General features: G+C 70.2%; 21 protein-coding genes. 11 read left to right on the top strand and 10 right to left on the bottom strand.

Annotation, left to right across the window (positions count from 1 at the left end):
• Positions 1-247 precede the first annotated feature (247 nt).
• The 3 genes from HBB12_RS28175 to HBB12_RS28165 form a co-directional block, all read right to left on the bottom strand.
• The gene (locus tag HBB12_RS28175; protein WP_236992394.1) at positions 248-1,927 is read right to left on the bottom strand and encodes a methyl-accepting chemotaxis protein; all 1,680 of its coding nucleotides are present in this window, start codon (positions 1,925-1,927) and stop codon (positions 248-250) included.
• A 904-nt stretch (positions 1,928-2,831) separates the two neighbouring features.
• Complete coding sequence (gene msuE, locus HBB12_RS28170) at positions 2,832-3,410, bottom strand: FMN reductase (protein WP_236992393.1); 579 nt, start codon at positions 3,408-3,410, stop codon at positions 2,832-2,834.
• Positions 3,411-3,561: 151 nt separating this feature from the next.
• Complete coding sequence (locus tag HBB12_RS28165) at positions 3,562-4,257, bottom strand: HAD family hydrolase (protein WP_236992392.1); 696 nt, start codon at positions 4,255-4,257, stop codon at positions 3,562-3,564.
• 166 nt (positions 4,258-4,423) lie between these two features.
• On the opposite strand from HBB12_RS28165, the gene HBB12_RS28160 reads away from it, so the two are divergent.
• Positions 4,424-4,744, top strand: coding sequence for a PetM family of cytochrome b6f complex subunit 7 (locus HBB12_RS28160; RefSeq protein WP_236992391.1), 321 nt, complete (start codon positions 4,424-4,426; stop codon positions 4,742-4,744).
• 75 nt (positions 4,745-4,819) lie between these two features.
• Positions 4,820-5,866, top strand: a complete 1,047-nt coding sequence (locus tag HBB12_RS28155) for a YeiH family protein (protein WP_236992390.1) — start codon at positions 4,820-4,822, stop codon at positions 5,864-5,866.
• A gap of 364 nt (positions 5,867-6,230) precedes the next feature.
• On the opposite strand, the gene HBB12_RS28150 is transcribed toward HBB12_RS28155, so the two are convergent.
• Complete coding sequence (locus HBB12_RS28150) at positions 6,231-7,994, bottom strand: L,D-transpeptidase family protein (RefSeq protein ID WP_236992389.1); 1,764 nt, start codon at positions 7,992-7,994, stop codon at positions 6,231-6,233.
• A 69-nt stretch (positions 7,995-8,063) separates the two neighbouring features.
• Positions 8,064-8,630 (bottom strand): TetR family transcriptional regulator, encoded by a 567-nt coding sequence (locus HBB12_RS28145; protein ID WP_236992388.1) that lies wholly within the window; start codon positions 8,628-8,630, stop codon positions 8,064-8,066.
• 85 nt (positions 8,631-8,715) lie between these two features.
• On the opposite strand from HBB12_RS28145, the gene HBB12_RS28140 reads away from it, so the two are divergent.
• The 3 genes from HBB12_RS28140 (at position 8,716) to HBB12_RS28130 (ending at position 11,734) form a co-directional block, all read left to right on the top strand.
• Entirely contained in the window at positions 8,716-9,252 is a 537-nt protein-coding gene (locus HBB12_RS28140) for a PaaI family thioesterase (RefSeq protein WP_236992387.1), read from the top strand.
• A complete protein-coding gene (locus HBB12_RS28135; RefSeq protein ID WP_236992386.1) occupies positions 9,249-9,947 on the top strand; it encodes an SDR family NAD(P)-dependent oxidoreductase in 699 nt (232 codons plus the stop codon). Before HBB12_RS28140 ends, HBB12_RS28135 begins: the two co-directional genes overlap by 4 nt.
• A 461-nt stretch (positions 9,948-10,408) precedes the next feature.
• Entirely contained in the window at positions 10,409-11,734 is a 1,326-nt protein-coding gene (locus HBB12_RS28130; RefSeq protein ID WP_236992385.1) for a hypothetical protein, read from the top strand.
• 254 nt (positions 11,735-11,988) lie between these two features.
• Here the strand turns inward: HBB12_RS28130 and HBB12_RS28125 are convergent, their stop codons facing one another.
• Complete coding sequence (locus HBB12_RS28125; protein WP_236992384.1) at positions 11,989-14,004, bottom strand: methyl-accepting chemotaxis protein; 2,016 nt, start codon at positions 14,002-14,004, stop codon at positions 11,989-11,991.
• Between the two features lie 250 nt (positions 14,005-14,254).
• Entirely contained in the window at positions 14,255-15,040 is a 786-nt protein-coding gene (locus HBB12_RS28120; protein WP_236992383.1) for an SDR family NAD(P)-dependent oxidoreductase, read from the bottom strand.
• A gap of 212 nt (positions 15,041-15,252) precedes the next feature.
• Between HBB12_RS28120 and fliF the strand changes: the two genes are divergently transcribed.
• The 6 genes from fliF to HBB12_RS28085 are packed head-to-tail and all read left to right on the top strand — an operon-like array spanning position 15,253 to position 23,996.
• A complete protein-coding gene (gene fliF, locus HBB12_RS28115) occupies positions 15,253-16,965 on the top strand; it encodes a flagellar basal-body MS-ring/collar protein FliF (protein ID WP_236992382.1) in 1,713 nt (570 codons plus the stop codon).
• Positions 16,965-17,927 carry a hypothetical protein gene (locus HBB12_RS28110; RefSeq protein WP_236992381.1) on the top strand — a complete coding sequence of 321 codons (963 nt, stop codon included), beginning with the start codon at positions 16,965-16,967 and terminating at the stop codon, positions 17,925-17,927. Before fliF ends, HBB12_RS28110 begins: the two co-directional genes overlap by 1 nt.
• 1 nt (position 17,928) lies before the next feature.
• On the top strand, positions 17,929-19,254 hold the full coding sequence (locus HBB12_RS28105; RefSeq protein ID WP_236992380.1) for a MotB family protein: 1,326 nt from the start codon (positions 17,929-17,931) through the stop codon (positions 19,252-19,254).
• The gene (locus tag HBB12_RS28100) at positions 19,251-20,579 is read left to right on the top strand and encodes a chemotaxis protein (protein ID WP_236992379.1); all 1,329 of its coding nucleotides are present in this window, start codon (positions 19,251-19,253) and stop codon (positions 20,577-20,579) included. The genes HBB12_RS28105 and HBB12_RS28100 overlap by 4 nt, the downstream gene beginning before the upstream one ends.
• The gene (locus HBB12_RS34330) at positions 20,576-23,428 is read left to right on the top strand and encodes a flagellar hook-length control protein FliK (RefSeq protein WP_272913304.1); all 2,853 of its coding nucleotides are present in this window, start codon (positions 20,576-20,578) and stop codon (positions 23,426-23,428) included. The genes HBB12_RS28100 and HBB12_RS34330 overlap by 4 nt, the downstream gene beginning before the upstream one ends.
• Positions 23,382-23,996 (top strand): transglycosylase SLT domain-containing protein, encoded by a 615-nt coding sequence (locus HBB12_RS28085; RefSeq protein ID WP_236992378.1) that lies wholly within the window; start codon positions 23,382-23,384, stop codon positions 23,994-23,996. Before HBB12_RS34330 ends, HBB12_RS28085 begins: the two co-directional genes overlap by 47 nt.
• Before the next feature lie 175 nt (positions 23,997-24,171).
• On the opposite strand, the gene HBB12_RS28080 is transcribed toward HBB12_RS28085, so the two are convergent.
• From HBB12_RS28080 to flhB, 3 genes are all read right to left on the bottom strand, one after another.
• Complete coding sequence (locus HBB12_RS28080; RefSeq protein ID WP_236992377.1) at positions 24,172-24,900, bottom strand: response regulator transcription factor; 729 nt, start codon at positions 24,898-24,900, stop codon at positions 24,172-24,174.
• 441 nt (positions 24,901-25,341) lie between these two features.
• Entirely contained in the window at positions 25,342-25,782 is a 441-nt protein-coding gene (locus tag HBB12_RS28075; protein ID WP_236992376.1) for a BspJ family T4SS effector nucleomodulin, read from the bottom strand.
• Positions 25,779-26,843 carry a flagellar biosynthesis protein FlhB gene (gene flhB, locus HBB12_RS28070; RefSeq protein WP_236992375.1) on the bottom strand — a complete coding sequence of 355 codons (1,065 nt, stop codon included), beginning with the start codon at positions 26,841-26,843 and terminating at the stop codon, positions 25,779-25,781. The genes HBB12_RS28075 and flhB overlap by 4 nt, the downstream gene beginning before the upstream one ends.
• Positions 26,844-26,871 lie beyond the last annotated feature (28 nt).

Raw genomic sequence — 26,871 nt, 5'->3', positions numbered from 1 at the left:
GAGGTTCGAGACGGATCTTGACGATATCCGGGATCGCGAAGGGACGGTGCTCGCCGCGATGGCCCGGAGCATGGTCCGGCGAAGTGGATGCCGGTTCGTCCTAGAAAGTTCCGTGAAACCAGAGATTTAGAGCGTCGCCCGGTTGCAGCGCGATCGGGCTACGCTCTAAGTGCACCTCACAAAACTCCCGTGGCACCGATGCTGCCACAGCGAGCGACGACGGCGATCGGGAGTTTTGTGAGAGACACTAAGCCGCACGCACGGTGGCGAGGAATCGGCCCACCTCGGACGTCAGGTGCTCGGAGTGTCGCGACAGCTCCGAGGACGCCGCCAGCACCTGGGCGGCCGCCGCCCCGGTCTCCTCGGCCGCGCCCGCGACGCCCGCGATATTGCCGGTGACCTCGTCCGCGCCGATCGCCGCCTGGCTCACGTTGCGGGCGATCTCCTGCGTTGCCGCGCCCTGCTGCTCCACCGCCGCGGCGATCGAGGCGGCTACCGCGTCGATCTCGCGGATGCGCGCCGTGATGCCCTGGATCGAGGCGACCGCATGCCCGGTCGAGGCCTGGATCTGCTCGATCTGGCCGGAGATCTCGCTCGTCGCCTTGGCGGTCTGGCCGGCCAGTGCCTTCACCTCGGCCGCCACGACGGCAAAGCCCCTGCCGGCCGCTCCCGCGCGCGCCGCCTCGATGGTGGCGTTCAGGGCGAGAAGATTGGTCTGACTGGCGATCGACGAGATCAGGCCGACCACGTCGCCGATCCGCGCGACCGCGGCGCTGAGTTCCTGCACCAGGGCGCCGGTCTGGTCGGCCTCCACGACCGCCCGCCGCGCCAGATCGGTCGAGCCGCCGACCTGGCGGCCGATCTCCTGGACCGAGGCGCCGAGTTCCTCGGCGGCGACCGCCACGGTACCGACGTTCGAGGCGGCCTGTTCGGCCGCCGCCGCCACGGCCGTCGATTGCGCGGCGGTCTCCGCCGCGGTGCCGCTCATCGAGGCGGCCGTCGCCTGCAGCTCGGTCGCGGCGGCGGCGACCATGCCGATGACGTCGCCGACCGCAGCCTCGAAGCCGGCGGCCATCTCGCGGATCGCGCGTTTGCGCTGCTCCTCGGCCGAGGCCCGGGCGAGCGCCGCGTCTTCCTCGATCTGGCGGGTGCGGGCGAGGTTGTCCTTGAACACCGCGAGGGCGGCAGCCATCTCGCCGATCTCGCTGCGCTCGCCGGTGCCGGGCACCGGTGCGCCGAGGTCGCCCACCGCGATCCGGCGCATCACGCCGGCCATGTGCCGGACGGGACGGGACACGGTGGCGATCGCCATCCAGGAAATCGCCAGGGTGGCGGCGACGACGACCGCGAGCACGACGACGATGGCGACGCGGGCGCCGTCACCCAGCGCGTTGGCCGTCTCGGCGGCCTTGCGGCCGAAGCCGTCGTTGAACTGAACGTCGGCCCTGATGGCGGCGCGGGCGGCGTTGAGGGCCGGCAGCATGCCGTCGAGGAGGTAGTCGGAGCCGGCTTTCTCGTCGCCTGCCTCCAGGCGGCGCAGGTATTCCTCGCCCATCCTGGAATAGGCCGGGACGGTCTTCCGGATCGCCTCCCAGAGCACCTCCTCGCCGGGGCTGACGAGGGGGGCGTATTCCTTCAGGTCGGTCTCGATGCTCGCCATGGTCTCGCGCAGGCGGCCCAGCGATTGCGGCCGGCGCTGCGGGCTGGAGAGCAGGTAGGCGAGCTGGCGGCTGCGCAGGGCCTCGAAGTTGGTGGCGAGCCGGCCGATGATCCTGGACGAGGGGAGCGCCGTGTCGCCGAGGTCGCCGACCGCGACGCGCAACTCGCTCAAGCGGTCGTAGCAGAAGCCGCCGAGGCCGAGCGTCAAGGAGAGCAGAACAAGTAGCGATGCGACGAGACGGGCCCTGATCGAGACGTGGAGGCGCATGTTCCCTGTCCTGATGTTTGACGGCGAACCTTGGTTGCACAGGCCTTAATGAATCTTTATTTTAGGAATAAAACCGCTGAAAATCCGCCTCGTACCGCTATAAACAGGTGGAAAAGCGGGCTGACGCGCATTCGCGCGCCGATAAAATCAACAAGCAACGATAAGCGAGAGCGCTGCCATCCACGGCTTTGGGTTTTTTGGATTTGGAGAAAATTTCAAATTCTTACAAATCGAATTATGTCGATAGATTTTGCGCAGTAATTAGCTTTGTTCGTGAGCCAATGTGGCGGGGTGCCATGGTTGTCGATGAAATATCGATATTTTTCGCACGCGCGACACCTGGCGCGACTGCGTCAACCAAGGTTCATTCAAGAAAATCAAGGGCAAGAAACCCGACAATCATCACGGATGAGCAAGGATTGCCTGTCGGGTTGGATCTCGCAAAGATGTCCCGGCGGAGCGGTCGAGCGCGCCGGGACTACGAACGACGATCCGGGGTCGACCGGCACGGAGGCGAAGCCTGAGCCGGTCGTCGCTGAATGGAGGTCGACTCCAAGCGCTTGATTCTACATGCAGATTTTCGAGCGCGGGATCCCCTCTCCCCGCGGGCGCATGGCTGTCCGGGGAAATGAAATGGCGCGGGCGGGGAGAGGGGAAGATGGAGCGTGTCATACGGTTTCCGCTTGATCGCTTCGCGATGCGGAAACCGGCTTCGCTCAGGCGCCGCGCGGGCTGGTGAGACGGCGTCCGGAAGGAATCTTCCGGACGCCGTATCATGGCAAGGATCAGCTCGCGAGTGCCCTGGCTTCATCCGCCAGGGACGGCGAAGCCGGTGAACAACTTATACGAAGTCCAATCGATTGCTTCGCGATGCAGGAGCCGGCTTCGCTCACGCGTGTGAAGCCTATAGCCCCGCCACCGCCCGCCCGCCCGCAGCCCGCCGGGCCGCCTCCGCCACGTCGAGGAGATGGGCGAGTTCGCCCGCCGCCGCCGCGACCCGCTCGGCCACCCGCGGATCGCTGACCGCCCCGTCCGCGATCTCCGCCTCGCCGGCATAGACCGCGGTCGGCGCCACGTGGGCGGTGAAGAAGCCGAAGAGCGGGCGCAACTGGTGCTCGACCATCAGGGCGTGGCGCGGGCCGCCGCCGGTCGCGGTCAGCGCCACCGGCTTGCCGGCGAGCGAAGCGGGGTCGAGGAAGTCGATCACGTGCTTGAACAGGCCCGAATAGGAGCCGTTATGCACCGGCGAGCCGACGATGAGCCCGTCGGCGCCCTCCATCGCCTCGATCATGTGGCCGATCGGCAGGGGCAGGGCCTGCCGGGTGGTGGCGCCGAGCCCGGTGCCGATCTCGGCGAGGTCGTAGACCTTCAGGTCGATCGGGCGGCGGCGGGCGAGCTCGGCGGCGACCGCTTCCACCAGCACGCGGGTCCGGGACGGGCGGCGGACGTTGCCCGAGAAGGCGACGATGCGGGCTGGTCTCACGGCGGGCTCCGGTTGAATTTCGGGGCGACGGGAATCCTGGACGGGAATCCTGGAACGGTCTCGGAGCAGGTCCCCGGCCGGTCGCGTCCGTCCCGATCGGGGCCGGCGCGCGGCAGGTCAATGCGAAACCGGTGCCAGGGCTCCCCGTCCCCTAACGGGACGCAGCGTCCCAGGTCTCCAGAAGATGGGGCAGGGTGGCGAATTCGTCGAAGACCCGCAGCGCCCCTGCGGCCAAAAGGTCCGCCCCGGCCCGGTCATGCGCCCAGTGGCCGCCGCCGCAGAAGCCCAGAACCGGCATGCCGGCGGCGCGCGCCGCGGTGACGCCCGGCACGCTGTCCTCGATCACCACGCAGGCCTCGGGCGCCACCCCCATCCGCTCGGCGGCGTAGAGGAAGAGGTCCGGGAAGGGCTTGCCCCGGGCCACCATGGTGGCGCTGAACACGTGACCGTCGAAATGCTCCAGGAGGCCGGTGAGCGAGAGCGCGTGGCGCAGGCGCTGCGGGTCGCTGCTCGAGGCGACGCACCGGCGGTCGGGCATCGCCGCCAGCACCGCGGCCGCCCCGGCGATGGCCTGCAGCTCGGCGTCGAAGGCCAGCAGGGTGTCGGCCCGCACCGCGTCGACGAAGCCCTCGGGCGTCGGCACGCCGTAATCGGTGGCGACATGCGCCATGATCGAAGTCATGCTGGTGCCGGTGAAGCGGCGGGCCACCGTGGCGAGGTCGATCGGCACGCCGATGCGCTGCAGGGCTTCGGTCAGGCGCGCGAGGCTGATCGGCTCGCTGTCCACCAGCACCCCGTCGCAGTCGAAGATCACCAGCTCGGGCCGTGCGCCCGTCCTGCCGTTCATGCCGTTCCCCTTCTTCGGTCGCCAGCGCCGTGGCATGCGGGGCGGGCCGGGATCAACCCGCCCGGGATCAACCTGCCACAATGCCGCGCTCAAGCTTGCGCGGACCAGGGGCTCTCTCTACTCAAGGTCGCGCGCGTCCCGTCGAGGGCGCGGTCCGGAGCCCTGGATGATCCGCTTCCTGTGCCGCTGCCTCGGCCTGCTGCTCCTCGCCGCCGGCTTCGTCGGGATCGTCTATGACGGCGCCCGCTCGATCGCCAACAATGCGGTGCTCGTCACCTCGGTCAGCGACGTCGCCGTGGCGCTGATGAAGGACCGGGCCGCGAGCCTCCAGGCGATGGCCGAGGGCGGGCAGCCGACCCTGTGGAAGCTCCTCGGCCTGCCCTTCACCCTCTCGCCGGCGGCCCCGATCGCGCTCGTCCTCGGCCTGGTCCTGCTCTGGCTCGGCCAGAAGCCGCGGACCGGCATCGGCACGCGATTCCGCCCGTGAGACCTCCGGCGACGAAACCCGGGCGCCCCCGCGGCGGGAGCCCGCGACCTCTCCTACCCACGAGCATGCCCGGCGATGCGGCCTGACACGTTGGGGCGGACCGCCATCGCGGTCCTGCCCGGCCTCACCCTCTGCGTCGCCGTCACGGCGGCGGCGAGCCTCGTCCAGGCGGCGGAGGAGCACCTCGTCCACCACCCCTATGTCGAGGCGCTGGTGATCGCGATCCTCGCCGGCATCGCGATCCGCTCGGTCTGGGAGCCGGGGCCGCGGTGGCGCATCGGCATCGCCTTCAGCGCCAAGCAGCTGCTGGAGGTCGCCGTGATGCTGCTCGGCGCCTCGATCAGCCTCGCGGCGCTCGTCGCCTCGGGCCCGGCGCTGCTCGCCGGCATCGTCGCGACCGTGGTGATCGCGCTCGTCGCCAGCTACAGCATCGGCCGCCTGCTCGGGCTGCCGGCCCGGATGTCGATCCTGATCGCCTGCGGCAACGCGATCTGCGGCAACTCGGCCATCGCGGCGGTGGCCCCGGTGATCGGGGCGAGCGGCGACGACGTCGCCTCCTCGATCGCCTTCACGGCGATCCTCGGCGTGCTGGTGGTGTTGGGCCTGCCGCTCCTCATCCCGCTCCTCGGCACCAACCCGACCGAGTACGGCGTGCTCGCCGGCCTCACGGTCTATGCGGTGCCCCAGGTTCTCGCCGCCACCGTACCGGTGAGTCTCGTCAGCACCCAGGTCGGTACGCTGGTCAAGCTCGTGCGGGTGCTGATGCTCGGTCCCGTCGTGCTCGGCCTGTCGCTGCTCGCCCCGCGCCTGCGCGACGAGCCCGGCGCCGCGGCCGGGGCGAGGAAGAAGCTCGGCTTCTTCAAGCTGGTGCCGTGGTTCATCCTCGGCTTCCTCGCTCTCGCCACCGCTCGGTCGCTCGGCCTCGTGCCCGATGCGGCGCTGGCGCCCCTGACCCGCATCGCCGGCATCCTGACGGTCATCGCCATGGCGGCGCTCGGGCTGGGCGTCGACGTGCGGGTGGTGGCCCGGGTCGGCGGCCGGGTGACGCTCGCGGTCACCGCCTCCCTGGCGGTGCTGCTCCTCGTCAGCATCGCGCTGGTGCGGGGCCTGGGGATTTCCTGACGGCGCTCAGCGCTGGAGCGCCGCCACGCCGGATTTCGGGCCCAACCCGTCCGGGACCGGCACCGAGGTCGCGCCATGACTGGCAATGATACCGATGGCCCAAGATGCTGACGCATCGGGCCATTGATCCATCTCGAATTTTCAATTTCAAGCCAGAGGCTTGGCAAAAATTCGAGAGCGGAACCAAAGGTCGTTTCCAACGACCGTTGGTATGAGGTGGAGGTTCGGCCCCTCGTCGAGTTTGATCTGCCGGGCCACGATCACCGCATAGGCCGATTGGTCGGCGACCGGCCGACTGATGTCGGTGACGAGCCGGCCGGGCAGGCAGATATGCAGGAGCAGCCGGCGTTGCGTCCGCGCCGGGTCAGGTCGGCGGGGCGCCTTTCCGGCCTTCGGCGGCCGGCGCGGGTTTCTCGGCCGGCGGAGCCTTGGCGGCGGGTCGGATGGCCGGCTTCTCGCTGGCCGGGCCCTTCTCGGCCGGCGGAGCCTTGGTGGCGACGGGTTTGGCGACGGGCTTGGCGCCGGTCGGCTTCGGGGCCGTCGACGTGGTGGCGGCCGGCTTGGCGGCCGCGGACCTGGGCTGCCCCGCATCCGCCTGCCCCGCAGCGGCCTTGGCCGCCCCCGGCTTCGCGATGGCCCCGGTCACGGCGACATCCCCCGGCTTGCCCGTATCCCTGCCCGTATCGAGCCCGTAGACGTCGTCGCGAAAATGCACCCGGCCGTCCGGGGTGGCGTAGCCGGTGAGGTAGACGAAGGTCACCGGAATGGGCTTGGCCAGCTTGATGTCGCGGCGCTCGCCGGTGGCGATGCCGGTCTCGATCTCCATCGGCCCCCAGGCCGAGCCGGGGCCGTTCGGGCCCGGCGTGCCGTCGAGCAGCCAGCCCACCAGCGCCTTCACGTCGGCGACGCGCACGCAGCCCGAGGAGTGGAAGCGCACGTCGCGGGAGAACAGCCCCTTCGACGGCGTGTCGTGCATGTAGACCGCGTGCCGGTTCGGCATGTCGATCCGCACCTGGCCGAGCGAGTTGTCGAAGCCTGGATCCTGGCGCAGGGTGTAGTTCACCGCCCGCTCGGTCGACCAGTCGACGGCGGTCGGCTGCACCTCCTGGCCCTGCCCGTCGAGCATGCGGATATGCATCTTGGCGAGGTAGCCCGGGTCCTTGCGCATGTGCGGGATGATGTCCTTCTTGATGAGGGACACCGGCACGGTCCAGGTCGGGTTGAAGTTGATGTTGGTGATCCTGGTCTCGACCATCGGCGAGGCGCGGTCCGGCTTGCCCACCACCGCGACGTAGCGGCGCGCTACGCTGCCGTGGTCCACCGCCTCGACCGCCGCCGATGGAATGTTGACCACCACGTAGCGCTCGCCGAACGGGAAGCTCGACCCGATCAGCCGGTTGGCCGAGGCCGAGAGCTGGCGCTGGCGCACGCCTGCGGGCACGTTGAGGGCGGCCACGGTCTGGCGGCCGAGGAGGCCGGTCTCGGGCAGGTTGTGCCGGGCCTGGAAGCGCTTGAGCCCTGCGACGAGGCCGGGATCGAGCTGGTCGGTCTCCGGGCCGCCGGGGGCCAGATCCTCGGTCAGCACGAGGTGGCGGCGCAAAGTCGGGATCGCCGGGTTGCGCTCGCCGGGCTTCACCGCGAGGTCTGGCGGCAGGGACGGCCAGCCGCCGGCCTCGACCAGCGCCTGGTAGCGCTCGGCCGCCCGCAGGGTGTCGAGGAAGGTCGCCGGGGTCAGGGTCGGGGTCGCGTCCTGCGACATCCGCGCCACCACCAGCGGCGGCAACTCGCGCGAGACCTTTTTCGGCGCCGGCTTGCCGTCGGCCGTACTCGGCTCGGCCGGCCTGGTCTCGCTCGTCTTCGGGGCCGCGGCGGGCTTGATCGGGCCGACCGGCAGCGGTGTCGCGCCGCCCGTCAGGGGCTCGGGCGCACCCGTCACCTCGCGCCGGGCGGGCTCGGCCGGCGGGGCCGGCGGCTGAATCTGGGCGGCCTGAGCCGGAGGGCTCTGGCCCGGCACCGAAGCGGGCGGCAGCGGGCCCGGGGGCTCGATGGCCGCGGCCAGCCCGGTGCCGAGCATCCAGGCCATGATCGCCGCCGAGGGCAGGTACGGAAACGCAACACGCAACACCATCACCGGCCTCGGGCAAGGACGCCCCCCAGGATGGTCACGCGAGGGTTACCAAAATCCTGCCGGCCTGCCTCAAGGTTCCGTGAGAGCGCCGCGCGCCGCCGCCAGGATCTCGTCGGACAGGGCGGGATCGTCCACCGCCCGGGCGAGCACCAGGGCGCCGACGAGGTGGGAGATCGCCGCGAGCGCCGCCGCCCGGTCGCTCTCCGGAAAGGCCCCTCGCATCGCCTCCTGCATCCGGGCGAGCCGCGCCTCCAGCCCCTCCGTGAAGGCGCGCCGCACGGGAGCCGGCTGGCGCGCCGCCTCGCTGCCCAGGGCCGCGAGCGCGCAGCCCGAGCCCGGCCGGTCGCGGTGGGAGGCCGACAGGTAGGCGGCGACGAAGCCGGCCAAGTCCTGCGCCTTTTCTCCCGGTGCCGTCCCGGCCTCCCGCGGCGCGGGCGCCAGCGCCTGGGCCAGGGCCTGGGCGGCCAGATCCTCCTTCGAGGCGAAGTGGCCGTAGAAGCCGCCATGGGTCAGGCCGGCGGCCTCCATCACCTCGGCCACCGTCACGGCCGAAAATCCCCTCTCTCGAAAGAGGCGGCCGGCCGCCTCGAGGATCCGGCGCCGGTTCTCCTGGACCTGCTCGCGCGTCACCCGCATCCGACGATCCGCTCCCGTTGACATCATTGAGGACGACGATCATCAATGTTGTATCATGATTGACGTCATGTAAGAAGGAGGGAGCATGGCATCCAGCGCATTGCCGGACGCGCCTTTGCGGGAGCGCCGCGTGACCTGGTCCGATCCGCGGGCGACCGCCCGGGCCGGACAGGGCCTGGCCGGGCTCGATTTCCTGCGGGCGCTGATCGCCGGCGAGGTGCCGCCGCCGCCGATCGTGGCCCTCATGGGCATCACGCTCGACGAGGCCGAGCCGGGCCGGGTGACGATGCGGATGCCGGCGGGCGAATACCTCTACAACCCGATCGGCAGCGTCCATGGCGGCGCGCTGGCGACGCTGCTCGACAGCGTGATGGGCTGCGCCGTCCACTCCACCCTGCCGGCCGGGCGCGGCTACACCACGCTGGAGATCAAGGTGAACTACCTGCGGGCGGTGACGGAGGGCTCCGGCCGCGTCACGGCGGTCGGCCGGGTGGTCCATGCCGGGCGCCGCCAGGCCGTGGCCGAGGCGAGCCTGACCGACGAGGCCGGCCGGCTCTGCGCCACCGCCAGCACCACCTGCCTGGTCTTCGACCTGCCCCCCGCCCGGGAGGAGCGCCCGTGAGCCTGCCCTATCGCACCGCCCTCATCGTCGGCGCCGGCGCCGGCATCAGCGCCGCGCTCGCCCGGCAACTCACCGCCGAGGGGCTGCGGGTCGGCCTCGCCGCCCGCGACGTGGACAAACTCGCGGACCTCGCCGCCGAGACCGGAGCCGAGACCTTCGCGGCCGATGCCGCCGACCCCCGGGCGGTCGAGCGGCTGTTCGCGGAGGCCGACGCCCGGATCGGTGAGCCCGACGTGGTGATCTACAACGCCAGCGCCCGGGCGCCCGGCCCGCTCGCCGCCCTCGATCCGGAGGCCGTGCGGCGGGCTTTGGACGTCACCGCCTTCGGCGCCTTCCTGGTCGCTCAGGCAGCGGCGCGGCGCATGGAGAGGCGGGGCCACGGCGCGCTCCTGTTCACCGGCGCCACCGCGGGGGTGAAGGGGTTTCCGCTCTCGGCCGCCTTCGCGATGGGCAAGTTCGCCCTGCGCGGCCTCGCCCAGAGTGCGGCGCGCGAACTCGGGCCCAAGGGCATCCACGTCGCCCACATCGTCGTCGACGGCGCGGTGCGCAGCGCCCGACGCCCCGACCCGGCGGACAAGCCCGACAGCACCCTCACGCCCGAGGGCGTGGCCCGCGCCTATCTCGACCTGCTGCGCCAGCCGCGGGATGCGTGGTCGTTCGAGGTCGAGTTGCGGCCTTGGGTGGAGCGGTTTTGAGGGGAAGGCCAAGTGGCGCGGCCACGCTGGATGAGCCATACTCGGCCCCTCTCGGCCATTTCGGATGCCCAACCAAGCGTCGGAAAACAGGTGTTTTCCGATATCTAAGATGCCCGCTGAGGATGCCAGCTAGCCCCTGAAGGGCACATACCGAGTCTGATTTTGACTTTGAGCGGATAGTGAACATCTATAGAAATTTCCCCAATAAATGCTTCCCACTTGACGTATTTCCGCTGACTTCCTCGAAGATATGACTTAGCTACAACATGAACAAAATTGATAGTCCCAATACCATGCTAGTTTCAACCGTATATTATTGTTATAACAAGATCAAACATATTAAAAAAATTGCCTCAGAAAAGCAAAATATTTTTATATTATATATGGCTTGTACGTAGTTTGCTTTCTAGTTATAAAGCCTTGTGAAATAATTTTCACAATATCCAACGTAGGGGATAATAATGTCTGATCAATCGCTCAAGATTGGGCTTGGCGCAGCGAGAATGACAAATCCACTGTCGGGAGATTTTGCAACAGATAGAACCCTTAATAGCGTATTCGCAGCTGCAAAAGGCGGTGCAGCGACTGTAAACTATTTTAACAATGCAAATCAAACTAGCAAGCTGTTTCAGCAGCTTATACAAGGTGGTGTAAACGCTTGGGAGACAGCCGAGGACGAAAACGGACTGCCGATTTACTATATCAAATCAAGCGATGGCGCCGGTAATTCATATTATATATCTATGCAAGCCAATTTGACGGTTGATAGTAACGGCGATCTCAATCCCAACGATACCACGCAAACAATCAACGGCGTAACCTTCAATGGTATCGGCGCCCTAACAATGAGTATCGGATACAACAATTCTCCTACGTCACAGGTACTCTGGTGGCTGGGAATGACTTCCGTCGGTGCTGTCGGTTTTTCAATTCTGAAAAGTATTATCAAAGGATGTATTGATAACGTCGCAAGCCAATATGCTGCGCAAATTGCAAACATCGGATTGGGAGACTTTACAGACCCGGCAGATCTCGATGATAGCATCAGCGAGGCAGACTCTGACGCCAGCACCGCTATTACTGAGGGAACGGAGGGAACGGTTGAAATAGAAATTTCGCTTTCGTGGAGTTTTATCGGGATAGGCCTCGGTATTGCCGCTGTATTCATTGTTCTATCGTTTATTTTTCATTCTTCGGCTCAGCGCGTACGACTTTGGAACGTGACGCGCTACAAGGCGATATGGTCGCTATATTTTGATGAGGGGAAGCTCGTTAGTGGGCCGGTAGAATTCAACAGCGATAGCAGCATAAAAAGCTATACACCGTTTATTCCAGTATGCTCTGGTTCTCCCGTTCCAGGAGCCTTGCCAGTAAATCAAGCTATGTATGGCGATATAAGTTTTAATAGTAATAGCCAAACCAATGGTATCGGTTACGCTATGCAGATACAACTTGTTGATGATCAGGGGAATGTCAAGTATACCTGCACACTCATGTTTGATATTCCGTTGGTCGGAAAAAATTCTACATCTGTGACATTTAATACAGTTTCCAGTCTTTCAGATTATTATAATAACCAAGCAGGAGTAAATAATTCCATTATGCAGCAGGCGGTGTCTTCTGACAACCTAATACAAGCAACGACTACTTATGACTATCTTGATGGTGAACATCCTATGCCCCAGCTGAATACAACAGATACGAATGAAGGATATTTTTACCAATCACTTATCCTCTTAGCCGAACAGGATTTGACTGCTGCTAATATCGCCCCTTGTGGATGTTAATGGTGCCAACTAGCGAAGTCGTATGATGCCACACCCTGCCGGAAAACATGTATTTCACGGCAGGGCGTCGGCTGCCGGACAGCTGGCCGATCTCCGCCGTGGACTGTGCGCGACAAACCCTGTCGGATTGACGCCATGTACGGAAATCTAGCTTGGGAGGTTTTCCGTACATGCAAGCGTCGACCGCCGATTTCTATCCACAGCAGCCCATCGCATAACCCAAGCCACCGGCGCTGACCCTGGACGGACAACCCTCACGCCGCCCGCACCGCCTCCAGAAACCCCTGTACCTGCCCACGCAGGCGCTCGGCTTGGCCGGCAAGCTCCGAGGAGGTGGAGAGCACCTGGGTGGCGGCGTGGCCGGTCTCCCGGGCGGCCTGCGACACGCCCGCGATCGTCGCGGTGACGTCGCCGGTGCGGGTCGAGGCTTGGCCGACGGAGCTGACGATCGCCCGGGTCGCGCTGCCCTGCTCGCGCACGGTGCCGGCGATGACCTCGGCGGTGTCGCTCACCGCGTGGATCGTCTCGGTGATCCCGGCGATCGCCGTCACGGCCCGCCCGGTCGAGGCCTGGATCCACGCGATCTGCTCGGAAATCTCGGCCGTCGCCTTGGCGGTCTGGCCGGCGAGCTGCTTGACCTCCGCCGCGACGACCGCGAAGCCGCGCCCCGCCTCGCCGGCCCGGGCCGCCTCGATCGTCGCGTTGAGCGCCAGAAGGTTCGTCTGCTGGGCGATCCCTGAGATGAGGGCGAGCACGTCGCCGATCCGGTTGGCGGCACCGGCGAGGTCCGCCACGATCGTGCCGGCCTGCGCGGCCTCCGCGACCGCTTCCTTCGAGCGCTCGGCCGAGGCGGCGGCCTGGCGGTCGATCTCGCTGACCGAGGCGCCCAGCGTGCCGGCCGCGTCCGATACCATCCGGACGTTGCGGGCGGCATCGCCGGCGGCTTCCGCCACGGAGGCCGAGCGCCGGGCGGATTCGCCCGCGGTGGCGGTGAGCTGGGCCGCCGTCGCCTGCATCTCGGTCGCCGCCGCCGAGACCATGCCGACGACCTCGCCCACCGCCCGGTCGAAGCCCCGCACCAGGTCGTCCACCGCGCCGGCCCGGCGTTCGCGCTGCGCCCGGCCCGTCTCCTCCGCGGCGCGCAAGGCTTCGGCCTCGGCGAGGCCATCGCGGAACAGCCGGACCGAGCGGGCCATGGTGCCGACCTCGTCGCTCCGCTCCGTCCCCGGCACGGCCGCGTCGAGATGGCCCTCGGCGAGGGCCTGCATGGTACGGTCGAGGGCGGCGAGCGGCCGGCCGATATGCCGGGCGAGCGCCCAGGCGACGGCGAGCGCCGCCAGGGCGGCGAGGGCGAGCACGCCCAGCAGCGTCAGGGCGGCCCGGTGCCGCGCGGCGACCAGGTCCGAGATGTCGAGCGCCACCTCGATCGTGCCGATCGCCTGGCCGGCGAAGGTGACGAGCGGGCCGGCCGTCACGGCGGTCTCGCGCCCCGAGAGGGCGGTCTCGCGCCAGGAGATCGCCTTGGCCGTCGCCTCGGCGATCGATTGGGCGGTCGCCTCGGCCAGGGCCTCCGCATGACCGGCAGAGTCGAGCAGGGTCTTGTCCGAAAAGGTCGCCGCCAGGGTCGTGCGCGTGCCGTCCTTGACGAGGTGGAAGGCCAGGTCGACGCCGAGCCGCCGCTTCAGGTCGGCGAGGAAGCCGGCGCCGAGCGGGCTGCCGACATCGACGATGCCGACCGTGGCGCCGTTGCGCACGACCGGCACCGTGGCGAAGATCGCGATCGTGTCCCGCCCGGGCTCGATGCCGGTGGCGGGCCTGCCGCTCTGCAACACCGCCCGCACGGTGGCGCGGCGGGCGAGCACCGAATCGCCGTGGGCGTTCGGCGCGTGCAGCCGCGCGAGCGCGAGGCCGTCGGGTCGGAAGAAGCTGACGAGCCGCAGGTTCAGGCCGTCGGCGAGCGGCGCTCCGAGCGCCGCGTAGCGCGCGAGGATCGCCGGGCGGTCGCCGGCCTGCATCGCCTCGCCGATCGCCGGGTCGTGGGCGAGGCCCGTCGAGACCGCCAGCGCCCGCTGGCCCTGGTCGGCCATCGCATCCGCCACCGCCCGATAGCGCTGGTTCAGGGCCGCGGCGATGGCGGCGTCGGCGGCCTCGTGCTGCTGCCGGTAGGCGGTCCATCCGAGGAGCGCGGTCGCCGTCAGCGAGCAGGCGAGCAGGGCGGCGGTGAGCTTGCCTCCGATGGAGCGCAGAGCGGGCAGGCGTCGCGAGGTCATGGCGGGGGGCAAAGGGCTCGGCAGGCCGGGGGCGACCGATTCGAGCCTGTCGATCCGACGTTAAGGGCGCGTGAAGCCCGGGCCATCCCCGGTCACGACCGGCGGAACGACCGTCGGTCGATTGCATCGGGCGTTCCCCATGGGAAGCCGTTGCAAGGCGAAATTCCGTTTTGCTCCATTGCCGGACGGCGCGCGATCCGCAAACCCAGGACTCGTCTTACCCCGGGCGAATCGCGGCGCCGTCTCATCGTCAGTCGCGGTAGCGCGCGGCGGCGTGCTCTTGCGAAAAATTCGGCACCATCGCCCGGCGTGCGGCCTCGAAGGCCTCCCACTGGCCCTCGTCCGGCAGGGATGGGATCGTCACCGCCTCGCGCCGGTCGAAACCTTTGAGCGCGGCATCGACCAGTTCGCCGACCGCCATCACGCCCGGCAGGCTCTCCACCGCCCGTCCCGAGCGCTCCCAGATTTCCGTGCGGGTCGCGGCCGGCAGCACGGCCTGGACGTAGAGGCCGCGCGGCCCCAGCTCCGACCGGAGGGCCTGCGACAGGGTCAGCACGTAGGCCTTGGTGGCCCCGTAGACGCCGGGCAGCCACTCGGGCGCGAGCGCCACCACCGAGCCGATATTGACGATCGCCCCGCTGCCCCGGACGAGGAACCCCTGCGCGGCGGCGCCGGCGAGCCGCGTCAGCGCCACCACGTTGAGGTCGACGAGGCGGTATTGCGGCGTGAGGTCGGGGTCGGCGAAGCCTGCCGGCGCCGCCGCGCCGGCATTGTTGACGAGGAGCCCGAGTCCCGCATCGTCGCGCAGGCGCGCCTCGACCGCGGCGAGGCCCGATGGATCGGTGAGGTCGGCGGGCAGCACGTCGACCGCGACGCCGGTCTCCGACCGCAGCCGCGTCGCGAGGGCCTCGAGCCGGGCGGCGTCGCGCGCCACCAGCACCAGGGGATGGCCGCGCCGGGCGAGACGGTCGGCATAGGTCGCTCCGATGCCGGACGAGGCACCGGTGATCAGGGCGGCGGGCGTCTGGTCACTCATGGCAAAGCTCCTGGGTCGTGCTCCGGATCGGCGGTTTTTCATGACCGCCGTCATGTTTGTATTGATGACGATCATCATCGAAGCCGTCAACCGACCGGTCCGCCGCCGGGTGCGCCGGCGCACAAGGGGCGCGCAACCTCCGCACAAGGCAGGGGCGTCAAGAGAGCGATGAGGCAGTGTCGCCTGCGCTGGGACGGGATTGGCGAAAAGAGATGTCCGGTCGCGAGCAAGCCGAAAGGCTCTGGAGCAACATCGTCGAACTCGGCCCCCGGCGCCTCGCCGCGCTCGGGCTCATCGGCCTCGTGGTGTTCCTGGCGGTGGGCCTGGGCGCCTACTACCTGAGCCGGCCGGCGCAGGAGACGCTCTATACCGGCCTGTCCCGCGAAGACGTGGCGCGCATCGGCGGCGTGCTCAAGGATGCGGGCATCCGCTTCGACGTGAGCGCCGACGGCGCCGCCGTGCTGGTGCCCTACGGCAATACCGCGCAAGCCCGGATGCTGCTCGCCGAGAAGGGCCTGCCGCAGAGCTCGAAGTCGGGCTACGAATTGTTCAACGACCTCGGGTCGCTGGGCATGACCTCGTTCATGCAGGAGGTGACGCGGGTCCGCGCGCTCGAGGGCGAGATCGCCCGCACGATCCAGGGCATGAAGGGCGTGCGCGCGGCGCGCGTCCACATCGTGCTGCCGGAGCGCGGCTCGTTCCGGCGCGACCAGCAGCCTCCCTCGGCCTCCGTGGTGGTGCGCACCGAGCCGGCCGACGACCGCAGCGGCGCCCAGGCGATCCGCCAGCTCGTCGCCTCGGCGATCCCCGGCATGAAGCCCGACCGGGTCACGGTGATCGGCGCCGACGGCACGCTGCTCCTGTCGGGCGACGACGGCGGCCAGGCCCCGACCGGCAAGATGGCGAGCCTGGAGAAGGACATGAGCCACGAGGTGCAGGACCGCATCCGCCGGGCGCTGACCCCCTATCTCGGGCTGGGCAACTTCGAGGTCAGCGTCGCGGCCCAGCTCAACACCGACAAGACCTCGACCAGCGAGACGATCTACAACCCCGACCAGCAGGTCGCCCGCTCGGTCCGCTCGACGCGCGAGAACGAGAACAGCCAGAACCGCAGCGCCCAGCGGCCGACTTCCGCCCAGCAGAACCTGCCCGACCAGCGCACCCGTTCGGACGGCAACGACACTGCCAGCAACGAGACCTCCAAGAAGGAGGACCTCACCAACTACGAGATCGGCCAGAAGGTCGTCCAGACGGTGAGCGACGGCTACGCGGTCAAGCACCTCTCGGTCGCGGTGCTGGTCAACCGCTCGCGCCTCGCCGCGCAGGCCGGCCAGACGGACAAGGACGCCGCCACCGTCAACCTCGACAAGCAGATCGCCGAGATCGAGCAGATCGTCGCCTCGGCGGCCGGCGCCAGCAAGGATCGCGGCGACACGGTCAAGGTCGCGGCGGTGAGCTTCATCAACGACGGCCAGGCCCTCGAGCCGGTGCCGCCGCTCAGCATCGCCGACGTGATGATGCGCCAGTCGGCGACCCTCATCAACGCGGCCACCATCCTGGTGGTGGCGGGTCTGCTGATCTGGTTCGGCCTGCGCCCGGCGCTCCGCGCCATCCTGGCGCCGCCGGAAGCCGCCCAGACCGAGATCGCGGCCCTGGAGGCGGCGGGTGCCGCGGCGCTACCGGGCGCCGCGATGGCCGAGGCCGGCGCCCTGCCGGCTCCCGGACAGGCCTTGCCGGGCGCCGTGCCCGGCCAGGCGGCGCTCGCCGGCCCCGACGGGATGCCCGCCATGGCGAGCCTCATCGAGGACATGGCCGAGAAGGCGAAGAACTCGCCGCAGAAGCGCCTGGAGCAGCTGATCGACCTCGACGAGGAGCAGGTCGCCGCGATCCTCAAGCGCTGGCTGATGCGTGAGGAAATGGCGTGATGGACGCGCCGATCGCCCGCTACCTGCCGGAATTCGCACCCGCGCCGGTTCCGTCCCAGGCCGCGTCGACCCCGGCCTTCGGCGACCCCTGGGCCGGCCTCGCCCGGGCCCCCCGCGCACCCATCCCCGTCCCCGAGACCCCGGACGCGATCCGGGTCGAGCCGGCCCGGACGGAACGTCCGGCGACGGAACGTCCGGCGGCCGGGCTGCTCGACGGCCCCCCGGCGGATTGGCAGGACGGCCTGCTGCCGCGTCCGGTCAAGTCCTCGATCGACACGCCCTCGATCGTGATACCCCCCGTCGCCGCCTCGTCCGGCCTGCCCCCCGTCTTGCCCCCCGTCTTGGCCGCCATCGCGGCCCAGGCCCTCGCCGCCCCGCCCGCGGCCGAGCCGGCGGCCGTCGCCTCGCCCTTCGTCAAGCCGGCCGCGCCCAAGCGCGAGACGCCGGAGGAGCGCGCCGCTCTGCTCGCCGCCGCCGAGGAGCGCGGCCGGCAGCAGGGCCTGGCCGAGGCGCGGGAGGAGGCGGAGATCGCCCGCCTCCGGGCGGCGCAAGCCGCGGAAGCCCGCCTCGCCGAGGCGCGCCGGCACTGGAGCGAGGCCGAGGCCGAGGCCCTGGCCGACGGCTTCGCGGCGGCGCTCCGCGCCCTCGACGCGACCCTGTCGGACCGGATCGCCCGGCTGCTGGTGCCGGTCCTGACCGACGCCCTGCGCCGCCAGGCGGTGACGGAGCTGAGCGGCGCGCTGACGCGGCTGCTGGCCGAGCCGCAGGCGGCCACCATCCGGGTGAGCGGCCCGGAAGACCTGCTGGCGGCCTTGGCTGCCCGCCTCGGGCCGCTTTCGGCCTCCGTCTCGTTCACCACGGCGGAGATCGCGGAGGTGCAGGTGAGCGCCGACCAGACCGTGATCGATACCCAGCTCGGCGCCTGGACGCGCCTCATCGCGGCGGCGGTGGCGGAGACCTGAGATGTCCGAAGGCCACCAGGAAATCATCATCATCAAGCGGCACGGCGACCACGAGGACGGCCATCACGGCGGCGCGTGGAAGATCGCGCTCGCCGACTTCATGACCGCCATGATGGCGCTGTTCCTCGTGATGTGGCTGATCAACTCCACCAGCAAGGAGCAGAAGCAGACCATCGCCGAGTACTTCAACCCGGTGAAGCTCGCCGAGGTCACCCACGACAAGAAGGGTCTGCGCGATCCCCACGACACCCCCTCCGAGCCCGGTGCCGAGGGCGGCAAGGCCGAGGGCAAGGGGGCTGAGGGCAAGGGGGAAGGCAAGGGCGAGGGCAAGGCCGGCGACAAGGCGAGCGAGGCCGCGCCGGGCAGCCGGGCGCGGGAATCGGCGCTGTTCCAGGACCCCTACGCCGTGCTGGCGCGGCTCGCCTCCGAGGGCGAGCGCGGCGACACGGCGAGTTCCGACGCGGCCGCGGTCGAATCCGGCCAGCCCGGCATCAGCGGCGGCGACGCGGCGCGCGATCCGTTCGATCCGCTCTACTGGCAGGTCGAGCCGCTGCCGCGCCACCGCACCGAGCGGCCGGGCAAGGTCGGCACCGCGGTCTCGGCCCCGTCCGAGAACCGCCTCGACGCCGCCGGCCAGGTGGCGGCGGCCAAGCCGCGCGACCCGAAGGACGCGCCCACCCGCGTCGCCTCGGCCGATGACGGGCTGCCGCTCACCCCCAAGGATCCGGCGAAGGACGCCAAGGACGCCGCGAAGTCGGCCGCCCTCAAGGTGCCGGCGCCCGCGGACGCCCCGAAGGATGCGGCCAAGGATCTTGCCAGGGATCCGAAGGATTCGACGAAGGAGAAGGCCGCCGAGACCGCCGCGGTCGCCGCCATGAAGGCCGAGATCGCCAAGGCGGTGGCGCCGCTCGCCACCACCGGCACGCCGACCCCGAAGGTCGAGGTGCGCCGCTCGGGCGAGGGTATCCTGATCAGCATCACCGACGAGATCGACTTCAGCATGTTCGGCGTCGGCTCGGCCGAGCCGACGCCGAAGGTGGTGCGGGCGATCGAGAAGATCGCCAAGGTGATCAACAGCCGGCCGGGCCGCATCGTGGTCCGCGGCCATACCGATGCGCGGCCGTTCCGCTCCGACACCTACGACAACTGGCGCCTCTCGACGGCCCGGGCGCAGATGGCCTCCTACATGCTGGTGCGCGGCGGCGTCGACGAGTCCCGGATCGAGCGCATCGAGGGCTATGCCGACCGCCAGCCGCGCAACCCCGCCGACCCGAAGGCGGCGGAGAACCGGCGCATCGAGATCCTGGTCCGGGGGCTGCCCGAATGAGCCGCCGCCGCAAAGCCGGCCTCGCGACGGCCGGACTTCTCCTCGCCGCCGGTCTCCTGACGACGCTGCCGGCCCGCGCCGCCGGGGACGGCCATGGCGGCGGCGACGGCCATGCCGCGCCCGCCGCCGATGCCCATGGCGGGGGAGGGGACGGCCATGGCGGCCACGGCGCGCCGGCCAAGCCCATCGAGCCGCTGCCGGTGGCGCCCCGCGGTCTGCCGGTCGAGCTGGTGCGCACGCTGCAGCTCCTGCAGGACCGGATCGCCCGCGGCTCGACCCAGGCCCATCTCGCCCAGCGCCAGCTCCTCGGCCATATCGAGCAGCGCCTGCTCGCCCTCGATCCGGACACGTGGGCAGCGCCCGAGAACGTGCGGGCGGCGGTGACCTTCGCGCTCAGCGGCGGCGGTCCGGCGGTCCTGCGGCGGATGCGCGAGGCGGCCAAGCTGTCGGAGGACGATTCGGCCCTGGTGCGCGGCGCGCTCGCCTATCTGGAGGGCCGCGAGCGCGAGGCCCGGACCCTGCTCGGCCGCTTCGATCCGCGCAGCCAGCCCCCCGGCCTCGCCGGCCAGCTCGCCCTGACTCTCGCCGCGGTCACCGTGCGCGAGGCCCCGCGCAAGGCGATCGAGCTTCTCGACCTCGCCCGCCTGCTCGCCCCCGGCACCCTGGTGGAGGAGGGGGCCCTGCGCCGCGAGATCTTCATCCACGCCCAGGGCGGGGATTCCCGGCGCTTCGAGGCTTTGTCGATCCAGTACCTGCGGCGGTTCCGCCGCTCGGTCTATGCCGGCAATTTCCGCCAGCGCTTCGCCACGGCGCTGACCCGCCTCGACTTCGACAGCGACCGCGCGCGCGTCGACCGGCTGGAGCGGATGCTGGACGAGATCGAGCCGGGGGAGCGGCGCGACCTCTATCTCCTGGTCGCCCGGGCCGGGCTCGACCAGGGACGGCGCGAGACCGCGACCTTCGCGGCCGAGCGGGCGCTCAGCCTCGCCTCGCCCGACAGCGAGGCCGCCGCCCGGGCCCGGCTCTACCGCGCCGCCGCCCTGATCGTGGTCGACGGGCGCTACGAGGACGGGCTCGAGGGCCTGCGCGCCGTCGACCGGGCCGGGCTCGACGCGCCCGACCGTGCCCTCCTCGAGGCCGCCCTCTCCACCGCCCGCCAGATCCGCGGCGGCGCACCGCCGGTACCCGCGGTGGAGCCCCCGCTACCGACCGCCGAGGCCGCCCCCGCCGACGGCAAGCGCCAGATTCCCGAGGCCGCGTCGATCGCCCGGGCGCGCGAAGCGCTCGCGCAGGTCGACCGGATGATCGACAGGACCGACCCGTGACTCCCCTCGACGCGATGCTGACGGGCCCGCGGCCGCGCCTCGACGGCGCCCGCAATGCCGGCGACCCGACCCCTCAGAATTCCGGTGCCGGCTTCGATGCCGTGCTCGGGCTCCTCGAGAAGGGCGAGCGCCCCGCACCCGCGACCCCGCCCGAGGCCGGCACCGGTCCGGCCGCCGAGACCGCTTCCGCGCGCGCCGATGCGTCCCCGCGTTCCGCGACCCTGGGCGCGCTCCTCGCCGGCGTGGTCCCTGCCGGGTCCGTCCGTCCGGGCGACGCCGACCTCGCCGCCCTGATGGAGCGGGCCGCCGGCCGGATTCCCGCGCCGGGCCCGGCCGCGAACGCCCCGGCAGGGCTGGGCGCCGCCGTGCCTGGAGCGCCCGCCACCCCAGCCGCGCCGCCGCCTGCCGCCCGGGTGACGGTCGCCGAGCCTGCATCCCCGCTCGCCCCACCGCTCGCAGTCCCGGAATCTCTCCCGACGGTGCCGCCGACGGCTCCGCAACTCGCAACCCTGCCGAGCCCGGCGTCGCGGGAGGCGTCGGCCGCCGGATCGAAGCGGGAGGCGGCGCCTCACCCCGCATTGTCGGGCGCCGTGGCGGAGGCCCCGAATCCGGCGCCGAGCCCCAGGATCGCCGCAGCCGTCCCGGATCAGGACAGCGCCGCCCCCGACCCGGAGACCGCACCGGATCTCGCTCCGGCCGATGCGGCTCCGCTCGCTGCCGTCCCGTGGCCGACCCGCACCGATGCGGCGATCCCGTTGCCGGCCCCAATCGCGCCGCCGGCCGCGGCCGGCACGCCCACCGCCGCGATGCCGTCGCGAGCGTCGGGATTCGAGGTCGACACGGTCGCGTCGGTCGTTGCGACGCGGCCGGCCATGACCGTTATCGCGCAGGAGACGCATTTCGCCCCTGTCGCGACGCCCAGCCTTGCGGCGCGCCCGGCCGCCACCGCGACGACGGGTTCTCCGGCCACTGGATCGGGTGCTGCGCCGTCGGCTCCCGCGCCGGTCGCTGTCGCCCCCGTTCTCGCCGCACCTGTCCTTGCCGCTCCCATGCCGGCCGCGTCGCCGCCTGCCGCCGCGACGGCGCTGCCACCGAGGGGCGAGTCGGCTCCCGGTGCCGCCGAGGATCGGGTCACGGCCGATACACCCCCCGTCCCGGGCCCGCGCGAGGCGGCGGGCCCCGCGGCCGGCCCCTCGCTTCAGGAGGCCGTGGCCGCGGCATCGCCGCAGCCCGCGATGCCGCAGCACGGATCGGCCGGTGATCCGGTCCAGGCGAGCCAGGCTGCGACGCCGCCGCCGCCCGCCCGCCAGGCCTCCGTCGACCAAGCCCCCGCCGTGCCGGGCGCCACTCTCCCGCCGGGTGCGGCCGTGACGGGGCCGCCTGCGGGTGCGGCGTCGCCGGTCCCGGCAGATCGCGTGGCGGCGGCCACGCCTCGGCCCGAAACGAGCACGCCGGCCACCGGCCGCCCGGCTGCGATGCCCGCCGCGGCGGGCGGCGCGCCGTCATTCGAGGCTGCCGGGACTCCGGACGATACGGCCTCCGAACCGAAGACATCCGGCCTGGCCGGGACGGCGGAGCCGCTGCGGCACGGAGGAGCCACATCCGCCGCGCCGGCATCCGATGCCAGGCCGTCGCCGGAGGCGGAGCCTCTGCAGGACGTCAAGGCCGTGCAGGACGCCAGGGCTCCGCAGGACGCCAAGGCTCCGCAGGACGCGAAGGCTCCGCAGGACGCGAAGGCTCCGCAGGACGCCAAGGCTCCGCAGGACGCCAGGGCTGCGCAGGACGCCAGGGCTGCGCAGGACGCCAGGGCTGCGCAGGACGTCAAGGCTGCGCAGGACGCCAAGGCTCCGCAGGACGCCAAGGCTCCGCAGGACGCCAAGGCTCCGCAGGACGCCAAGGCTCCGCAGGACGCCAAGGCTCCGCAGGACGCCAAGGCTCCGCAGGACGCCAAGGCTCCGCAGGACGCCAAGGCTCCGCAGGACGCCAAGGCTCCGCAGGACGCCAAGGCTCCGCAGGACGCCAAGGCTCCGCAGGACGCCAGGGCTGCGCAGGACGCCAAGGCTCCGCAGGACGCCAAGGCTCCGCAGGACGCCAAGGCTCCGCAGGACGCCAGGGCTCCGCAGGACGCCAGGGCTCCGCAGGACGCCAAGCCGCATCAAGAGATCAAATCCGTTTCCGAGACCAGGATCGCCGCCCCGGCCACGCCCGGCGAGCGCCGGGCCGAGGACGCGGCGGCGAGCGTGTCCGCCCCCGTCTCCGCGGCTGAGCCTATTCCGGCCCATGCCCCGGCGGCCCTGCCCCTCACCACCCTGCGCCAGATCGCCGATGCGGTGGCGACCGGAGCCGCGACCCTGCCCGATCCCACCCCGGTCCGAGCCGGGGCGGTCGCGGCGGCCTGGAGCGCCGCCGCCCAGGCGGACGGACCGGTGCGGCTCCTGACGCTGCAGCTGCGCCCGGCCGAGCTCGGCCAGGTCCTGGTCCGGATGCGGCTGCAGGATGGCCGCCTGGAGATGAGCCTGCGGGCCGAGCGCGAGGAGACCGCCGATCTCCTGCGGCGCGACGGCGGGCTCCTGAGCGCCCTGGTGCGCGAGGCCGGCTACCAGCCCGATCTCGTCACGGTGCAGGCCGGCCGCCTGCCGGGCCAGCCCGATGCGTCGCCGCAAGGGGCGCCGCCAGGCGGCGGCCAATCCCTGCCGTCCTTCGCGGGCGGGCAGCAGCAGGGCGGCGCGAGCCCGGACCAGCCGGCCCGCCGCACCCCCGACGCGCCAGAGGAAGGCGGGCGCCGGACCATGGAGCAGAGAGATGATGCGCGTACCGGCGATCGCGACCGCGGCGGTCTTTACCTTTAGCGCCGCCCTCGGCGCCGTCTCGGGCGCGCAGGCCGCCGCCACGGTCTCCGGGGCCGCCAAGGCGCCGCTGCCCGCGACCGGCAACGTCTGCGAGCAGCAGATGGCGCAGGCCGCCGCGCGCCACGGCGTGCCGCTGGGCATGCTCTACGCCGTCGGGCTGACCGAGAGCGGCAACCGCGGCTCGCTGCAGCCCTATGCGATGAATATCGGCGGCAAGGCCTATTTCGGCACGAACGCCGCCGACGTGATCCGGCGCCTCGGCGAGGCGCAGGCCAGCGGCGTGCGCCTGGTCGATCTCGGCTGCATGCAGATCAACCATTATTATCACCGGGCGAAGTTCGCCTCGCTCGAGGCGATGATCGACCCGCGCCAGAACGTCGAATACGCGACGGTCTTCCTCAAGGAGCTGAAGGCCCGGGAGGGCAGCTGGACCCTGGCGGTGGCCCGCTATCACGCCGGTCCGAACAACAACCCGGCCCAGAAGCAGTATGTCTGCCGGGTGATCGCCAACATGGTGGCTTCCGGATTCGGCCAGTGGACGCCGGGGGCCAAAAATTTCTGCAAGTAAAGGAATTTCTGCAAGTAAGGGACGTTCTGAGAGTAAAGGGCGTTCTGCAACCGAAAGGTTGGGCCGACGAGGAGGTTGCGAGCCGTCGGTATTTTGCGCGGATGCCCGGGAAGAGGGCCGTCCGCTACGTCATGCCGGAACCACGCGGTGCCCGGGAGCGCGGGGTGGACGCCTCTCACCCGACATAGGTGTAGCCGATATAGCGCTTGGCCTCGATCGGGTCGTGGCCGAGGGCTTGCGCCAGCTTCTTGCGCAGCTTGCTGACATGGCCCTCGACCACGCTCTCCTCGACGCCGTCGCTGTAGACGCCGTAGACGCCGTTGAAGAGCTGGCTCTTGGTCACACGCCGGCCGCGGTTGCGCACCAGGAACTCCAGGATGTGCCGCTCCCGCCGCGGCAGGGACAGCGGCACGCCGTCGATCTCGGGGTCGCGCCCGTCGAAGAACACCTTCAGGCGCTCCGGTCCCCGGCCTTGCGCGGCAGGGGCGCCCGGCAGTTCGTCCGGCGTGGCGGGGGCCGGTTCGGGGCTTTGCGCCGCCTCTCCGTTGACCCGGCGCCAGATCGCCTCGGCCCGGGCCAGGATCTCGCGGACATGGACGGGCTTGGGCAGTACGTCGTCGATGCCGGCATCGAACAGCACCAGGGTCTGCTCCAGCGAGCGCGAATCGGCCAGCGCGATGATCGGGGCGCGGGATTGTCGACGGATCGTGCTGGCGCAGCGGGCACGCTCGTCGAAATCACCCAGCAGGAAGCCCTGCACCGCGTCGAGGTCGCTGCGGGAGGCCGATTCGATCCAGCTTGTGAACTCCTCGGGAGAAAGGGAAAAGGAAGATACTCCTTCCCTGTCGAACCCGGCCTTGAAGCCCGCATTCACCGATTTCCTGGCATCAACCAAGAAATACATCTGTCGCACCCTCATCGAGCCCGGCCGGACCGTGCCGCACCGACCTGCGCCCATCTTGCCGTACCGACCGGAACCTTGGGTCGTCCGACGCATGACGAAGCCCGCGCCGGCCCGAATTCCATCGGCGTCCGATTTGCCCTGACCGAATTCATGTCCGGGCGGCTGCGGCGGGTCAATGACCGCCGCACCGCAGCAAGCCCGCTTCGCAGGACTTTTTTAGGAAACCCCGGGGGTGTGTGCGGACGGACGCGTTAGACGGGGGTTAGCCCGGCCGGAGGCGGACACGGCTGATTCGGCCTCAAGATATTGATCTCGCGCCTCTTTCCGTGCCCGCTCCCGGTTGCCGGAGAATCCTCGGGCAGCGGCGGACATTGCGGCGGAATCAAGGAACGGAGCGCAGGTCGCGGGTATCTCTGATAGGTCGGACCGGGCACCGATTCGTCAGGAGAGCCGGGCTTCCGAGAGGGCGCGGGCGAAGGTGTCGAGGTGCAGGGGCGGGCCTTCCTCGGCGAGGATCCGCTGGATCGCCACGCCGACGAAGCAGCCGTCGAGGACGAGCTTGAAGAACACCGTCACGGGCTTGGCCGCGAATTCCATGTCGAGCACCACCTGCATCGAGCGGCCCCAGTCGAGGCAGACGTCGGCGGCATCGGCATAGGTGAGGGTCGCGTGCTTGAAGAACGGCTCGGCCGAGGAGGCGACGAGGTCGGCGATGTTGCCGTGGCGCTCGCCCCGCACCCAGCCGATCAGCACGCTGCCGTCGAGCAGGCAGAACTCGGTGATGAAGTCGCGGAGCGTCGTCGCGAAGACCTCCTCGGCCGCCGCGATCACGTCCCGGGAGATCGGCCGGGCCTGCGCGAGATCGTGGTCGTGAGGGATCATCGTTGTCTCGCGAACAGGAAGAACAGGATCTGCGCGACCGCGCGGTAGAATTCCGCAGGGATCATCTGGTCGACTTGGACAGCATCGTACAGCGATCTTGCGAGAGGCTTGTCTTCGATCACCGGGATGCCTTTCTGCTCGGCGATCTCGCGGATGCGCAGGGCGATGAGGTCCTGGCCCTTGGCGAGCACGATCGGTGCCGGGCCCTCGGAGGGCTCGTAGCGGAGCGCGATCGCGAAATGGGTCGGGTTGGCGATGACGACGGTGGCGCGGTCGACCTGGCCGAGCATCCGCTTGCGGTTGCGGTCCTGGGCGAGCGAGCGCAGGCGCGCCTTGACGGTCGGATCGCCCTCGATCTGCTTGTGTTCGTCCTTGATCTCCTGGCGCGACATCTTGAGCGAGCGCTGCCAGCGCAGGCGCGCCCAGACGAGGTCGCCCGCCACGATCACGATGGTGGCGATGCTCACGGCCGAGACCAGGCGGATCGCGGTCGTCAGGATCAGCTCGGGGAGCTGGCTCGGGTCGACGAACATGGCACTCACGGCTTTGGCCTGTTCCGAGCGCAGGAGCAGGAGGACGACGAGACTGACCGATGAGACTTTAAGGACGGCTTTCAGGAACTCGACCTGGCCGGAGCGGCCGAAGATCCGTCCCCAGCCCGAGGCCGGCGAGACGCGGTTCCATTTCGGGGCGATCCGGTCGGTGACGAGGCTCGGGACATTCTGGGCGAGGGAAGCGACGAGGCCGAAGCCGGAGAGGACCAGCAGGATCGGCGTGAGGAAACGGGCGAGGGCGAAGCCGGTCGCCTGCATCAGGGTCAGCGCGTCCTCGGCCGAGGCCAGGGAGAAGCCCCCCGGATGGTCGAGGAACGAGGAGAGGTCCCGGGCGAGCTCTGCCGCCTGCCCCCGCACCACCAGGCTCAGGCAGACCAGGAGGCCGAGGATCGAGGCGAAGACCGGGGCCTCGCGGGAGAACGGCACGTCGCCCTTCTCGATCGCGTCGCGCACCTTCCGCTCGGTGGCGGCCTCGGTCTTGCTCTCCTGGTCGGTCTCGTCAGACATGCGACGCCGCGCGGAGCGCGGGCCCCGC

It is taken from the genome of Methylobacterium sp. SyP6R (assembly GCF_019216885.1).
In the GTDB taxonomy this organism is placed as follows: Bacteria; Pseudomonadota; Alphaproteobacteria; order Rhizobiales; family Beijerinckiaceae; genus Methylobacterium.
This window is presented reverse-complemented; position numbering and strand designations above follow the sequence as displayed.

Coding starts and splice junctions, on each gene's coding strand:
- HBB12_RS28175 (WP_236992394.1), bottom strand. CDS start 1,927: ATGCGCCTCCACGTCTCGATCAGGGCCCGTCTCGTCGCATCGCTACTT.
- HBB12_RS28165 (WP_236992392.1), bottom strand. CDS start 4,257: ATGAACGGCAGGACGGGCGCACGGCCCGAGCTGGTGATCTTCGACTGC.
- HBB12_RS28160 (WP_236992391.1), top strand. CDS start 4,424: ATGATCCGCTTCCTGTGCCGCTGCCTCGGCCTGCTGCTCCTCGCCGCC.
- HBB12_RS28155 (WP_236992390.1), top strand. CDS start 4,820: ATGCGGCCTGACACGTTGGGGCGGACCGCCATCGCGGTCCTGCCCGGC.
- HBB12_RS28150 (WP_236992389.1), bottom strand. CDS start 7,994: ATGGTGTTGCGTGTTGCGTTTCCGTACCTGCCCTCGGCGGCGATCATG.
- HBB12_RS28145 (WP_236992388.1), bottom strand. CDS start 8,630: ATGCGGGTGACGCGCGAGCAGGTCCAGGAGAACCGGCGCCGGATCCTC.
- HBB12_RS28140 (WP_236992387.1), top strand. CDS start 8,716: ATGGCATCCAGCGCATTGCCGGACGCGCCTTTGCGGGAGCGCCGCGTG.
- HBB12_RS28130 (WP_236992385.1), top strand. CDS start 10,409: ATGTCTGATCAATCGCTCAAGATTGGGCTTGGCGCAGCGAGAATGACA.
- HBB12_RS28125 (WP_236992384.1), bottom strand. CDS start 14,004: ATGACCTCGCGACGCCTGCCCGCTCTGCGCTCCATCGGAGGCAAGCTC.
- HBB12_RS28120 (WP_236992383.1), bottom strand. CDS start 15,040: ATGAGTGACCAGACGCCCGCCGCCCTGATCACCGGTGCCTCGTCCGGC.
- fliF (WP_236992382.1), top strand. CDS start 15,253: ATGTCCGGTCGCGAGCAAGCCGAAAGGCTCTGGAGCAACATCGTCGAA.
- HBB12_RS28110 (WP_236992381.1), top strand. CDS start 16,965: ATGGACGCGCCGATCGCCCGCTACCTGCCGGAATTCGCACCCGCGCCG.
- HBB12_RS28105 (WP_236992380.1), top strand. CDS start 17,929: ATGTCCGAAGGCCACCAGGAAATCATCATCATCAAGCGGCACGGCGAC.
- HBB12_RS28100 (WP_236992379.1), top strand. CDS start 19,251: ATGAGCCGCCGCCGCAAAGCCGGCCTCGCGACGGCCGGACTTCTCCTC.
- HBB12_RS28085 (WP_236992378.1), top strand. CDS start 23,382: ATGATGCGCGTACCGGCGATCGCGACCGCGGCGGTCTTTACCTTTAGC.
- HBB12_RS28080 (WP_236992377.1), bottom strand. CDS start 24,900: ATGTATTTCTTGGTTGATGCCAGGAAATCGGTGAATGCGGGCTTCAAG.
- HBB12_RS28075 (WP_236992376.1), bottom strand. CDS start 25,782: ATGATCCCTCACGACCACGATCTCGCGCAGGCCCGGCCGATCTCCCGG.
- flhB (WP_236992375.1), bottom strand. CDS start 26,843: ATGTCTGACGAGACCGACCAGGAGAGCAAGACCGAGGCCGCCACCGAG.